Source organism: Paractinoplanes brasiliensis, from assembly GCF_004362215.1.
Lineage (GTDB): Bacteria > Actinomycetota > Actinomycetes > Mycobacteriales > Micromonosporaceae > Actinoplanes > Actinoplanes brasiliensis.
Genome location: NZ_SNWR01000001.1, coordinates 2911215 through 2924642, shown reverse-complemented (window position 1 = coordinate 2924642; position 13428 = coordinate 2911215). Strand labels below are relative to the sequence as shown.

The 13428-nt window shown below is 66.8% G+C and carries 13 protein-coding genes; 11 read left to right on the top strand and 2 right to left on the bottom strand.

The genetic code is table 11. From position 1 onward, the window contains the following. The first annotated feature begins 130 nt into the window (after positions 1 to 130). Positions 131 to 1566, top strand: a protein-coding gene (locus C8E87_RS13065; RefSeq protein WP_438866173.1) for an IS3 family transposase whose coding sequence is annotated in 2 segments (ribosomal slippage) — positions 131 to 488 and positions 488 to 1566 — 1437 coding nt in all. Because the reading frame shifts where the segments join, the coding sequence is not laid out codon by codon here. On the opposite strand, the gene C8E87_RS13060 is transcribed toward C8E87_RS13065, so the two are convergent. Further along, complete coding sequence (locus C8E87_RS13060; RefSeq protein WP_498371094.1) at positions 1520 to 2872, bottom strand: NsdA family TPR-like regulatory protein; 1353 nt, start codon at positions 2870 to 2872, stop codon at positions 1520 to 1522. The genes C8E87_RS13065 and C8E87_RS13060 overlap by 47 nt on opposite strands. Positions 2873 to 3341: 469 nt before the next feature. On the opposite strand from C8E87_RS13060, the gene C8E87_RS13055 reads away from it, so the two are divergent. The 10 genes from C8E87_RS13055 to C8E87_RS13015 all read left to right on the top strand — a co-directional run bounded on the left by C8E87_RS13055 (position 3342) and on the right by C8E87_RS13015 (position 11171). Continuing rightward, on the top strand, positions 3342 to 4163 hold the full coding sequence (locus C8E87_RS13055) for a GPP34 family phosphoprotein (protein ID WP_133873349.1): 822 nt from the start codon (positions 3342 to 3344) through the stop codon (positions 4161 to 4163). A 73-nt stretch (positions 4164 to 4236) separates the two neighbouring features. After that, the gene (locus tag C8E87_RS13050; RefSeq protein ID WP_239080757.1) at positions 4237 to 5724 is read left to right on the top strand and encodes an APC family permease; all 1488 of its coding nucleotides are present in this window, start codon (positions 4237 to 4239) and stop codon (positions 5722 to 5724) included. A 15-nt stretch (positions 5725 to 5739) separates the two neighbouring features. After that, on the top strand, positions 5740 to 6354 hold the full coding sequence (locus C8E87_RS13045) for a GNAT family N-acetyltransferase (protein WP_133873348.1): 615 nt from the start codon (positions 5740 to 5742) through the stop codon (positions 6352 to 6354). A 370-nt stretch (positions 6355 to 6724) separates the two neighbouring features. After that, positions 6725 to 7240, top strand: coding sequence for a hypothetical protein (locus C8E87_RS13040; RefSeq protein WP_133873347.1), 516 nt, complete (start codon positions 6725 to 6727; stop codon positions 7238 to 7240). 205 nt (positions 7241 to 7445) lie between these two features. Next, positions 7446 to 7688 (top strand): SAM-dependent methyltransferase, encoded by a 243-nt coding sequence (locus C8E87_RS46795; protein ID WP_133873346.1) that lies wholly within the window; start codon positions 7446 to 7448, stop codon positions 7686 to 7688. Then, the gene (locus tag C8E87_RS13030) at positions 7622 to 8254 is read left to right on the top strand and encodes an SAM-dependent methyltransferase (protein WP_166661157.1); all 633 of its coding nucleotides are present in this window, start codon (positions 7622 to 7624) and stop codon (positions 8252 to 8254) included. Before C8E87_RS46795 ends, C8E87_RS13030 begins: the two co-directional genes overlap by 67 nt. Before the next feature lie 71 nt (positions 8255 to 8325). Next, positions 8326 to 9447 carry a radical SAM protein gene (locus C8E87_RS13025; RefSeq protein WP_133873344.1) on the top strand — a complete coding sequence of 374 codons (1122 nt, stop codon included), beginning with the start codon at positions 8326 to 8328 and terminating at the stop codon, positions 9445 to 9447. Continuing rightward, positions 9444 to 9605, top strand: coding sequence for a hypothetical protein (locus tag C8E87_RS43660; protein WP_166661156.1), 162 nt, complete (start codon positions 9444 to 9446; stop codon positions 9603 to 9605). The genes C8E87_RS13025 and C8E87_RS43660 overlap by 4 nt, the downstream gene beginning before the upstream one ends. Positions 9606 to 9682: 77 nt before the next feature. Next, on the top strand, positions 9683 to 10489 hold the full coding sequence (locus C8E87_RS13020) for a protein kinase family protein (RefSeq protein WP_133873343.1): 807 nt from the start codon (positions 9683 to 9685) through the stop codon (positions 10487 to 10489). A 433-nt stretch (positions 10490 to 10922) separates the two neighbouring features. Continuing rightward, entirely contained in the window at positions 10923 to 11171 is a 249-nt protein-coding gene (locus tag C8E87_RS13015; RefSeq protein ID WP_133873342.1) for a hypothetical protein, read from the top strand. Positions 11172 to 11298: 127 nt separating this feature from the next. Here C8E87_RS13015 and C8E87_RS13010 read toward each other — a convergent pair whose 3' ends face one another. Next, positions 11299 to 11595 carry a helix-turn-helix domain-containing protein gene (locus C8E87_RS13010; protein WP_133873341.1) on the bottom strand — a complete coding sequence of 99 codons (297 nt, stop codon included), beginning with the start codon at positions 11593 to 11595 and terminating at the stop codon, positions 11299 to 11301. Positions 11596 to 13428 lie beyond the last annotated feature (1833 nt).

Below are 13428 nucleotides of genomic sequence, written 5' to 3'. Positions count from 1 at the left end.
GACCACGTCGAGCTGGCCGACCTCGCGGACCGTCTCCCTGTCTGTCAGGGTGAGTTGAGGCCAGCGGTTCATAGCAAGTCCGCCGGACAGGGCGAGTTCAGGATTGAGAGCGTTGACTACTGCTGTTGACATGGTCGTGGCCCAGGATGGGGTCATGAGTCGCAAGAAGGGACCGCGTGCGGGCGGGCCGCGGGCCCGCCGGAACTTCACGCCGGGACAGAAGCTGGACCTGCTGACCCGCTACGAGCAGGCCGTGGAGGCCGGTGAGGGCGGGGCGTTCCTGCGGCGGGAGGGCTTGTACTCGTCGTTGATGTCGGAGTGGCGCCGGGCTCGTGACGCCGGGCTGTTGCAGGGTAAACCCGCTGGTGAGACCGTCGGGCGGCCGTCGGCGGAGCAGGCCGAGATCGCCCGGCTGCGGCGGGAGCTGGAGTTGGCGCAGGCGAAGCTGGCGCGGACGGAGACGGCGTTGACGATCATGGGAAAAGCGCGCGAGCTCTTGGAGGACATCTCCAGGAGCGAGCCGGACGGTCCGGACGTGTTCGGGCTCGGCAAGCGCTGATGGACACCTACCACCAGCTGACCAGTGTGAAGATCACGACGCGGGAGGCGGAACGGCTGACCGGGATCGCCCGGTCCAGCGCGGACCGCGACCGGCGCCGCCCGACACCGGTCGGGCCGGCCCGGCAGGCACCGGCGAACGCGCTCACTACGGCCGAGCGCGAGCGGGTGCTGCGGTTGTTGAACAGTCCGGAGTTCGTCGATGCCGCCCCGGCGCAGATCTACGCGGCACTGCTGGACCAGGGTGTCTACGTGGGCTCGATCGCCACCATGTACCGGATCATGCGTGAGCACGAGCAGGTCCGGGAGCGGCGCCGGCAGGCCCGGCACCCGGCCCGGACACGTCCCGAGCTGGTCGCCGACGCACCCCGGCAGGTCTACAGCTGGGACATCACGAAACTCGCCGGACCGGTCAAGGGCGTCTACTTCGACGCGTACGTGATGATCGACATCTACTCCCGGTACATCGTCGGCGCACGGGTGCACGCCCGCGAATCGGGTCCGCTGGCCGAGAGCATGATGCGTGAGGTATTCGGCGCCCACGGCGTCCCGCACGTGGTCCACGCCGACCGGGGCACCTCGATGACCTCGAAATCGGTGGCTGACCTGCTCGAAGACCTTCAAGTGACCCGCTCACACTCACGGCCGAAGACCTCGAACGACAACCCGTACAGCGAGGCCTGGTTCAAGACGCTCAAATACGCGCCGGTCTTCCCGCACCGCTTCGCGACCCTCGCGGACGCCCGGACCTTCATGGCCCAGTTCGTGACCTGGTACAACCACGCCCACCGGCATTCCGGGATCGGCCTGCACACCCCCGCCGACGTCCACCACAGCCGCCACCACCAGATCCGCGCCGGCCGCGAGGACACCCTCGCCGCGGCCCGCACCGCCCACCCGGAACGGTTCGGCACCGACCGGCCACTGCCCAAGATCCTCGACCTGCCCGACCAGGTCTGGATCAACCGGCCCGACCTGCAAACCCAGCCCGAACGCCAAGCCGCTTAACTCCCGTTGGCCTCATTCCCTTGACACGTTCCGCTCTGACGTGGTGCTTGGCGCCTAGTGCCTGGTGTACGCGTTCGGCGCTTGCCACGATTCCTCCGATGCGACGGTCGGGTGCGAGGGCAAGAAGCGGTGCGAGTGCTTCGCGGGCGCCCTCAAGCTCTCCGCCATGTACGCGCGCGAGGGCTAGTTCGGCGCGTGCTCCGGCTTCGTCGCTGAACGACCTGTCCTGCGGGTTTCCGTTCTCGTACATGCTCAGGGAGGCCAACGCTGCGGTCTCGGCTTGATCCTGACTGCCGTTGAGGTGCACGTACGCTCCGGCGGCGTAGTAGTGCTGCTTGGCCGCTGGGAAGCCAAGGATGCCACCGATGGAATCGAGATCGTCCGGCTCGTGTGCCGTGCGACTGTCGGACGCCGCATTCAGGGCGGCTATCGCTTCTTGGTCATGTGACATAGCAGCCCAGGCGCGAGCTTCCAGGGCGGGCAACCAAGCCCCGACCGACCCGCGCAAGTTATGTGCCGTGTCGATGCCGGATCGTGCATACCGTACGGCTTGAACTGGTCGGCCGGCCCAGTAGGCGATGAGGCTTTGAAGACCGCGCGCCCAGGCCCGAAGTCCCTGGTGGTCGGCGTTTTCGGCGCACACGTAAAGCGTGCGGGCGTGGGTCATGGCCTCGTGTGTTCGACCGAGGTCGTGGCTCGCCTTGGCGATCATCCCGGAGACGACGCCCGCGAGCATGTAGAGATCGCGAGCAAAGGTCGGCTTCTGGCTGCCTTCGAGGAGTTGGAACACCGTCTCTTGAGTGTCGATGATATCGCCCATGATCAAGACGAGCGGGTCGTGGATGTAGGCGTTGGCGAGATGGACCACGTCGTCCTGAAGCTGAGCTATTGCCTCTGGTCCGACATTGTCGATCTCGGCGAACGTGGTGAAGCGTGCCGCACGCCGAGTTGCCATTGCGATCTGCCTTTCCAGGGTGCTGGCGGCGCTGTCGTACTCGCCAGTGTTTTCCGATGGAACTCCGCTGGCCGTAGCCACCGTGCCGGCGAGGTTGCTCACCGGTGCGCCGGTGGTCGGAGATATCAGCATCTCCGGAGGGGCCGGCGCGAGCAGGTCCGACATGGGGAAGCCCCACATAGACCGGGCGACCCGCCGCTGGGACGGCCTTGGCTCTGTCCGCACGTCGCCTGACAGCCACCGGCGTAACGTCCGGACGCTGAGCGTGGCGTCTTCTCCGTTCTCGCGGGCGCACCGTTCGAATTGGGCGATGACCTCGCTGAGCGTGCGGTCGTCACGGCCGATAAGCATCGCCAGCAACGTCGAGCGTCGTTCCGGCATCCCGGGCCTCCTAGCTGGATCTAGGTCGACGGTAGGGCGGACTCTCGCCGGGGCGCCAGCCCGCGTTCGCCCCACGGGGAGAAATGGCTGTCCTATGTCCGCCTTATGTCCGCCCAACGGCAAGTAAGCGGCTCTGTTATGCGCTTCTGACGGCATTGTCCACAGGGCCAGACTCCCAATTGACCAACTCGACGCACGGGGCCGGCCACGCTCTGTGGTTGGCGAAGGGAGACATGGTGGGCTTGATAGCGGCGATCACGGCCTGCGCAGGGCTGCTGGTCGGCTTCCTCGGCGGCTTTCTCCTGGCGACTCGAACGCGGCAGTGGTGCCCCGGCTGCGGTGTAACGATCGACATTGGGCACTGCCCTCATCGACTCGTACGTGCAGCTGGGCCAGCGGGCCGACCCGGTGTCACCTCGGGCGCGGTGGGGGCTCGGCTGTGACGAGTCTTGCTGATGAGTTGTGGCTGGCAGCGCACGATGGCGTCAACGGTAAGGCTCGGCTAGGCCCGTGGGCGCTGGGGGTCGGGCTGGGAACCGCGTTGCTCGCGGAACTCGTCTACAACGGCTATGTCCAGCTGTGCGACGGCGACTTCTTCCGCACCAGGCATGACCTGTCCGACGATCCGGCGTTGAGGACCTTGCTGCGCAAAATGCAGACCGAGGAGCTGAGCTGGGCTCCGGCCGAGCTGCCGGGCCGTGCGCCTGCCCGTCCGCACGAGGGCTTCACCTGGCCAGCCGACGGGTCGCACGGCCGGCACGGGCACGCCTTAGCTGCGGACCGCTCCGCCCAGTTCCCGTACCCACCGGTCAGCCCTGATGAAAGTTCAAGGCCGGAGGAGACGTGGAATCGGCGGCGTGGCCATCGGCACGCGGAGTGGCTGTCGTACCTGGCGTATCAAGGCCGGGCTGAAACGCTCGTCGTTGACCGACTTGCCCGGGTGGGGCTGGCCAGACCGAAGCAAGAGCGTCGGCTGCTGCGCGCGCCGACGACGACATTTGTGCCGCATGACTCGGTGGCCTCCGGTACTCCGGCGAACAGGCTCAGCATCGCGCTGCAAGGGAGAGAACGTCTCGGCCGGTCGCAGTTGTGTCTAGCCGCTCTGATTCTGGCCACCGGCCTGCACCATCACGCGTTCGCCACCTTGAACCCGGCCGATCGCTCGTATCTTTCGGACGAACTCCAACGCGGCCTGGACGAACCGAGCCGAGAGCTATTACGGGCTGCGGACGCTGCCGTTGGTGAGGCCGCGATGCGCTGATCCCCTTTTCTCGCACACCCCCGTTTTGCGCGAGCACATCCATTCCCTGTCTTTTGGCTGGAGGAACACCTACGTGTCCGCTTCACCATCTCTCACCGCGCCGGGCAGCGTGTCGCATGCCTTGGCCGCGAACCGGCTCGGCCCGTTCGCGATCGGCGCCGCCATCGCGTCGTCGGTGGCGCCGTTGACCGTGGTCACCTTGGTAGTCAGCACGGCGATCGCGGTCACCGGCCTGCTCGGCTTCCCGATCGCCGTTATCACGGTCGCCGCGATCCTGATGCTGTTTGTGGTCGGTTATCTGGCGATGGCCCGGCACATCCCCAACGCCGGAGCCTTCTACGCCTACGTCTCGCAAGGCCTCGGTCGGCCGCTCGGGGTCGGCACCTCCTGGTTCGCCCTGGCCACCTACACCAGCTTCCTGATGTGCTGCTTCGGCGGCTTCGGGGCACTGGTGGAACCCCTGGTCTCGGACTGGATCGGCTTGGGCGTCCCCTGGTGGGTCCTCTCCTTCGCCGCCTTGATCTTGGCAGCCGTGCTCGGCGCCAACGAGATCAGCCTGTCGGAGAAAGTCCTGGTGGTGCTGGTCGTCACCGAAACCCTGCTGGTGCTGGTCTACAGCCTGGCCATCATGCTCACCGTCGGGTTCACCTTCAACACCGGCGCGTTGTCGCTGGACAATCTGTGGAGTCCCAGCGCGGGTGTTCTGGTCGTGATCGGGATGACCGCGTTCGCCGGGGTTGAGCAGTCGGTTGTCTATATCGAGGAGTCGAAGAACCCGAAGCGGACGATCCGGATCGCCACGTACGCCACCGTGTCCATCATCGCCGCGGTGTATGCGTACGCGTCGCTGGTGCAGATCTCGGCCGGCGGGCCGACCATCATCGAGCAAGCCACCGCCCAAGGCGGTGACCTGTTCTTCAACCAAGCCGCCGGCACACTCGGTCACACCGCGGTCATCGTCGGACGGCTGTTTCTGGGCACCGGGCTGATCGCAGCGGCGATCGCCTTCCACAACGCCGCCACCCGGTACGGGTTCGCGCTGGGCCGCGAAGGAGTCCTGCTGCGGCTGTTCGGTCACTGCACGCTCAAGGGAGCACCAAGGGCGGCGTCACTGGCCCTGAGCGCGTTCGCCGCCGCCGTGCTGAGCGTGTACGCGGTAGCCGGGTGGGATCCGCTGGTCCAGCTGTTTTATCTCGGCTCCACCACCGGCGGGTTCGCCGTCCTGATCCTGTACGCCCTGACCAGCATCGCCGTCATCGCGTTCTTCGCCCGCGACGCACGCGGCGAAGGCCTGTGGCAGCGGCTGCTCGCTCCGCTGCTGTCCACGGTGATCCTGCTGTTCCTGGCCTACCTGGCCGTCGACAACCTGCACCTGCTGTTCGGTGTCGACCCGGGCGCCGGCCCCGCCCGTTGGGTGCCGATCGTCCTGCTCGCCATCTTCGTCGGCGGGACGGTGTGGGGGCTGATCCTCAAACACACCCGACCGGCGGTCTACCAGGGCATCGGGCGCGGCACCCGAAGCGCCACCGCCAGCGCGTCCGGCCTGCAGACCATCCTCTGACGAAAGGGAACCCCGTTGAGCTCGCCTGCCAACACCATCCCCGCCCTGCGTGTCGCCGGAAACGACGACATCGAACTGGTTGCCGACATCGTCGCGGACGCGTTCGAAGACCTCGATGTGATCCGCTTCCTCGTCCCCGAGCAAGAGCACCGGTGGCAGGTCACCCGCTCGTGGTACCGCGTTTACATCGCCCATGCGATCGACGGGGCCGGGCAGGTCGTGGTCACCGAGGACCACAGCGCGGCCGCCGTCTGGTTCGACCGCACCGGCACGGTCACCGAACCGGACCGCTATGCCGAGCGGCTGGCCGAGCTGGCCGGTGACGCCCTGCCCCGGTTCCAGCACCTCGACGAGCAGATGGACGCCCACCACCCGGCCGACCCGCATTGGCACCTGCTGTTCCTCGCCGTGCGCCCGCCCATGCAGAACCACGGCCTCGGCAGCCGCCTGCTCACCCACACCCACACCCGGCTCGACGCCGACGGCATCCCGGCCTACCTGGAAGCCACCAGCCCGCAGAACCAAGGCCTCTACCACCGCCACGGCTACACCGACATGAACCCACCGACGATCGACGTCGCGGACAACATCCCGCTCTACCGCATGTGGCGACCCGCCGGCACCGACTGATATCGCACGTTCTGACTCGGGAGGGACCATGACCAGCTTCGGACTAGGCGCCACCTCAGACGGGCAGCCATGCGCCCCGATTACGCGGACCGATGCTGATCCGAGCGGACACAGCTCCCCGGCCGCAGGCTCTACCAGACGTCCGTACGAGGGAGCCGGCGCGGCTGATAGGAATCGCGGCGACCGGCGATACGCGGGTGCGGTGGCGTCCGGGGTGCTGAGTCCGGGGCTGGCCCGGGTATTCGGCCGCACCGAAGAGGAGCGGTTGTACGGAATGGTGCTCGCCTTCCCCCAAACCGCGCATCGGGTTCTGACAGCCGATCGAGTCCCGGACGCGGCCCTTCGCCACACGTTGCGGGCGGAGACGGCCATGCGCCTCGATCGACCCCGGGAAGCGATGACCCTCGCCAGCACTGCCGTCGCCACAGCCGCCGGGCAGGGGTTGGAAAGTCCGAAGTTACTGCTGGCCGCCGCGACCGTGCTGAGCGACGCGGCCGTGGTCGCCGGTGCCCCGGACGCCGTCGACTCCTGCGCCGACCTGATCCGGCTCGCCCAAGAGTTCGGCGACCGGCCCCGCACGATCATCGGCGGCTTCCTGCACGCCGTGGCCGTGTACCAGCAACACAGCTGCCGCGACGCGGTCGGCATGCTCGACCGGATCACCGCCGAGTCAGGTCGGGCGGCAGCGTTCGTCGCCGCACAGCGCACGCTCGAGGACTGCTGCGCCCGCCGCGCCCAGACGCATCTGCCCGGCCGCCGGCGGCCGTTGGTCACCGCGGGCGGACTGATCCAGCCCGCTTTGACGCCGATGTTCACCATCGACCGGCTGCTGCGCTGGCCGGGTATCCACGTCTGCACCAGCTCCCCGGCGGGGTGCGCGCGATGACTGCCTGGTCGTCGTTGGGCTCTCGCCTCATCTGGCTTACCGGCCCGCTCTTCTCCGTCACTCATGCCAGCCGGTTCCGCAGTGGAGTGCCTACGTCCCGACCCGGCCTGGACGTTGGCACACCACTGACCCTGCCCGCCTGCCTGCGACAGTGCCGAGGGCTCCCGGTCCGGCCGTTCGTACGATCTTGGAAAGCAGAATCACCATGAGCGACCCGCGCGGCCTTGACCCACAATGGCCGGATCCGGCCCGCCGCTACAACGATCTGCTGGGCGGTAAGGACAACTTCGCTGCTGATCGGGCCTCCTGTGCGGAGATCGCGAAAGAGTTCCCGGCAGTTCATGTCGCCGCCCGGGAGAATCCCAGGTTCAGCTTCGCGCGGTGCGGTACCTGGCGGCGAAGAAAGGGATCCGGCAGTTCCTCGACATCGGCGGCGGGATGCCAATGAGCCCCGGCGGACATGAAATCGCCCAACGGGTCGACCCGACCGCGAGGGTGCTGTATGTCGATCACAGCGAGTTGGTCGCCGCTCACATCCGCGCCCTGGCGGTCAGCACCGACGAAGGCAAGATCGCGTTCCTCGACGGGGATCTGCGGCAGCCCCAGCGGATCCTGACCAGTCCCCAACTGGCCGACACCCTCGACATGAGCAAGCCCGTCGCGCTCATCCTCGCCGCGGTTCTGCATTTCTGCACCGACAAAGACGATCCGTACACCGCCGTGCGAACCCTCATCGAGGCTCTGCCATCCGGCAGCTACGTGCTCTGCTCACACGCCACGTTCGATCCGGTCGACGACCAGGTACGTGTACGGCTCACCAAGCTGGTCGACTCCGCCCAGCACGGCCCGTTTCAGGCCCGCACCCGAGACGAGGTCGCGAAATTCCTCGACGGCCTGGATCTTGAACCACCCGGCCTGGTCTCCACGATCGCCTGGCACCCCGAACACGACCCGCGCGCCGACGGCGAGGAACACGAAGCCATCACCTACGCCGCCGTCGGCAAGGTCCCATAACCATCTCCCAGGCAGAGGGGCGCAGGCCTTCCGCCGAAGTATCCGGTCGTCGCAAAGGATCGAGGCAAGAGATGTCCGTCATCGTCAGTCCTCAAGAAGCTGTCTTTCTCGCCGTTCGTCCCGGCTCTGATGCGGGCATGCAGCTGCCTACCAACCGTTACGACGAGCTGGCCGAGGCGGCAGCGAATGGCGAGACGATCCCCGGATGGTTCGCGAACGCTGCTCGGCAGGCCTGGCAGATTGAGCTGCGCGGGCGGCCGGTAACGAGCGCAGTAAAAGTGCGTCCGCGGCCGGCTGGACCCGTCGTCTACAGCCGCGCCTCGTGGGAGATCAACAAAGGCTGTAACTTTTCGTGCGAACACTGCTACTTGGAGCAGCGGCCCTTCGCCGGACTGGCGCTACCCGACAAGCTCCGGCTGATCGACATGTTGGCCGGCATGGGCGTGCTGTGGTTTCAGATCACCGGCGGCGAACCGCTGATCGATCCCGACTTTCCGCCTGCCTACCAGCGCGCCCACGACGCAGGGATGATGCTGGAGATTCTGACCAACGGCTCACGACTCGCGCGGCCAGAGCATCTGGCCCTGTTCACTGCGGCTCGCCCGCACAAGATCACCGTGTCGATGTACGGGGCAAGCCCGGAAACTGCCGACGCTTTGACCCAGACCCGGGGCGCGTTCAAGCGGACGTATGCCGGCCTGCTCGCGGCGGCTGAGGTCGGACTGCCGGTCGAGGTCACGATCATCATTACCAAGCACAACGTCGACGAGTTGGAAGCCATGCGCTCCTTGGTCGACCAGCTCGGCTTCCCGCGTAACGAGTACGGCTCCATCTCGCCGACCTACACCGGCGACGGATCGACCTTGCAGGCTCAGGCGCCCGGCTACCTCGACAAGAGTGCCGTCTTCGGCGGCTGTCCAGCCGGGCACACCTCGTTCCATGTCGACCCGCACGGCATGGCCACCATGTGCAAGGTCGGCCGCGACCACCCGATCAGCCTGATCGCCGAAGGACCCGAGGGGCTGATGCGTCTGCCCGCGATCGCAGACGCCCAAATGCTTCGCACAGGTGGATGTACCGACTGCACGCTGTCGTCCACGTGCCGGGTATGCCGACCCATGGCGCGCGTGTACCAGGAGGCGAAGGCACCACTGGATCACTACTGTCAGCACGGCGAAAGGAACAAATCATGACCGTCACCGCTGTCGAGATCACCCGCCGCCCGGCACCCACGCCCGTACGCCGCCCCGTCACCAACTCCGACCCGGCCGAGATCGTCATCGTCAGCAACGTCGAAACGCTGACGGCCACCAACCAGCGCGGCTGCGGCAACGACAACCCGTACAACTGACCCAACCCAACACTCGGGGTCGCCGCCGTGCCATGGACGGGGCGGCCCCGGGGCCTGGTCGAGATCGAGAAGCTCATATGCCGCCCACCCGCATTCCCTACGGGGACCTGCCGGAGAACGTCCGGCGCCAGGTCGAGCAATACACCGGCGACGTTCACCATGCCGAAAGCGTGGGAGCAGGACTCAACAGCTCCGTTGCCGCTGTGCTCATGGCCGTCGGTGGGAACTACTTCGTCAAAGCGCTGCCCAGCGACCATCGCTGGGTGTGGACCCAAGCTGCCGAAGCGGCCGTCGCTCCGTTCGTCCGTGCGATCGCGCCCCCGCTACTCGCCCGGATCGATACCGACGGGTGGGACGTTCTGATCTTCGAGGCCATCGCCGGGCATCAGGCTGACTACAGACCCGAGTCCGGCGACCTCAAACCGGTCGTGGACCTGCTGACTCGCCTCGGTGAGATCCCGTGCCCAGATATCACCCTCCGCGAGGCGCCGCTAAGGCTTCAGCACTACGCCGCGCCCGACGAACTTCACCATTTTGCAGGGCGTTGCCTGCTGCACACCGACTTGAACAACGCCAATGTGATCGTCACCGACGGTCGCGCCAGCATGGTCGACTGGGGTTGGGCTACCCGAGGGGCCGCCTGGCTGGACGCGGCGTACTGGACGATCTGGCTCATCAGCGCCGGTCATGAACCGGTCGATGCCGAACTCTGGGCACAACGGATACCCGGGTGGCAGACGGCTACCAGCGGCGGGCTGGCAGCTTTCGCCGCCGCCAACGCCCGGATGTGGAACCAAATCGCCGGACCACGGCCTGACGCCTGGACCAGACGCATGGTGGTCGCTGCCGACCGATGGAACGAGTACCGCGCCAGCTGCATGTGAGCAAGGCCCCGCCTCGTTCCTCGGACGGGGCTTTCGTGCTGCCCAGCGACCTGCAACGACAACTCAAGCACAGCAAACGCGCAGCTCAATCGCAGAAGGCTGCACCCAGATGCCTTTTGGCTATGGTCAGCCAGCGGACCTTTTTCCCCACGCGCTACCGGCATCGACGGCATCACTCTGGCCACCTGCGTCAGGTGACTCTGGCGCTATACACCGTCGAGCACGTCGCCATGAGCCGCGCAATCGTCAACGTCGGCGCGTGTACGCCTACATCGCCCGTGGACTTGGTCGCCCTACCTGGGTCGCTTCCGGCACGGGTTAGCGAGAAGTCCCCGGTGCCGCATATGGCCTCTACCACGCGGATCCGTCGCGCCGAACTGCGTGTGTTTGCCGGACTCCACGTCATTCGAACGTATGTTCCACGATGGTGGTCATGGCCAAGCAGGTAGAACACTGGTTCAACCGCCGTTACGGCAGCAACCGGCGTGACCTCTATCTGATCAGCACCGGCGTTGGTTGGCAGGTCGTCGGACGCGTCGGTGGTGCCGAAGGTCGCAGCGTCCCGCATTACTTCGATGACGAGGACGAGGCCCGTGACATGCTGCGCCGCATGCGCGAGGAGGTACCCGAGGGCCAGAACGACTGGGTCCAAGTGACCGCGCAGCGCAAGCGCCCCCAATAGCCGGCAGCGGCCCGTCCGGGTCAGGGGATTAGCCAGCAGCCGCACCGACCAGATCGACATGGAGGCTCGAACGCCCGCGACGATGAGGTCGTCGCGGGCGTTCGGCGGTCCGGGGACAAGGTGTGGTTCAGGGCGGCATATCGCCGGTGGCATTGCCCGGGGCTGCACCGGGGGCGGCCGGTTGCAACACGGCCAGCAGGGCGGCGACAGCGACGCGGTACTGTCGCCCGGCCTTGATGACCGGTATGGGGAAGGTGCCGGAGCGGGCGTGGGCGTAGGCGGTGTTACGGGACATTCCGAGGATCTGCCCGGCGGTGACCACGTCGGTCGTGACGCCCAGCGCGGTGATCTCCTGCAGGCTCCACCGGTGGGCTTCACTGGTGTCCGGGCGGCGTGGGGTGCGGGTACGGCGATGGTCGGACATGAGGGCGCTCCTTCACAGTGATGTCGAGATGACGGCAGGTCCGCGCTGAACGGCGTGAGCGCCTCGTCGGCGGCAAGATCGCTACCTCCTCGGCGCTGGCGGCTATCTTCCGTCCGGGGTGACACGGTGGCACACAAATTGGCCCAACCGTACGACCAGCCGTCAGGTGCCGACGTACACCAAACGCGTTGTGTCAGCGCTGACGAACACCTCCGCCGATGACACCGGTGGTCGAGGCTATGACACCGCAGGTCAGCCCATGATCAGCAATTTGCTGTCATTGCCTACTGCCATGGCGAGGCCAGCGCCCAGCGCCCAAGATCCAATGACACCAGTCGAACACGCAGAGGGCGGTCTTCCGATCGGCATGGCCACACCTTCTGTGGTCAGTCCCTGGGTACGACGAGGACGGCTTGCTGGCGGTCCACCTGCCCGCGTACTCGTTGGTGTTTACGAGCTGCGTGAACGGGCCTGTACTGAGAGCGGCGGGACAGTCAAGGACATCCCGTCCTTGGCCGTCACCGTAGCTGTGGCCACCTGGCCACGGCCATCAGTGGCCAGCTGGCCATCGCGATGGCCATGATCATGATGGCCATCGTTCCGGTCGTGGCCATGACTGCATGGCCACGACGTGCACTCGGGGGAGGGAACCTGGTGGCCATGCCTGTTCCGCGGCCGCGCATCGAGTGCTCGATGGCCATTGCGGGGTAGTCCTCTGGTACGCGACTGGTCGTGGAGAAGCAGTGCGCCGCTCCTGATGCCGGGCGCTGTCAGAGCTGCCTCGTCGTGTCAGCGATGTCGCCGGATCTACGTGTCCCTGTCGTCCACAGCGGCCGGAAATGCGTGACACCGCAGGTCAGAAGGGCGGCTCGCCGAACAAGCGGCCTGTGCCGGCTGCAGGTAGGCCTCGGCCGAGGCCATCGACGGCCGCAGAGCACCTCCTGTCGGGCGGATCGATGGGCAGGGCCATTACCTGCAGGTCATGGCGGTGTCAGAGCGACGTGGCCAGCCCCACGCTCCAGCTGGGTGCCCTCGGCCGCTGCGACCGATGACAGCGGCCACTGTGCAGGCCCGCTCATCGGCGGGCTGACATCTGCCGGCCGAACGAAGTTGTGGTCGCTAACGTCGCCTGACGCACCAGGTTGACCATCTCAGCAATGACGGCCATCCACGCCGGCGCCCACGTATCAGGGCGCGACGTCGGCCACGCGGCGATGACACCGGCTCGGAGCCGTGACCGCGGCTGAGGGGGTGGCCGGGCGCGGGTGGCTGGCCTTTGGCCTTGGGTAGCGACTGGCCGCGGCCCGCGTGTCACGGCCTTGATGGCTCAGGTGTCAGAGCATCGATGTCACCGGTCACGGCAGTGTCACCGCCGCCTTTGTCGTTCCCACTGTCAGGTTCATCGACGACAGATGCGGTGGACGTCGGGCATCACGAATCGGTTCTGCGGGAGTTCGTCCTGCTCAGCGTGGTGTCAGAGTTGGTGTCATTGCGGTGTCATAGCGGGAGGTGTTCGTCAGCTCTGACACTCGGAGTTTGGTAGGTGCGGGACCGGGGGCGGTGCTGGCTCTGCGAGTTCCGCCCACGCATCCGCTCTTCCTGCTCCCCGAACGGGAGACAGCCTCGATCACCATGTCGCCGCACCAGGGCCCGGGCTGCCGTACCCAACCCGCAGGTGGCAGCCCACCCACCGACCGCCGGAAGAGCCCCGGTTCGCCCGTGCCCGACGACGCGGTGACGGCAGCATGCCCTGTCCTAGGTGTGTCGGTCAGCGGTAAGCCGTGCCGACCGGACGACGAGGCCGACAACTGCACCTCGATTGCCCGAGACCGT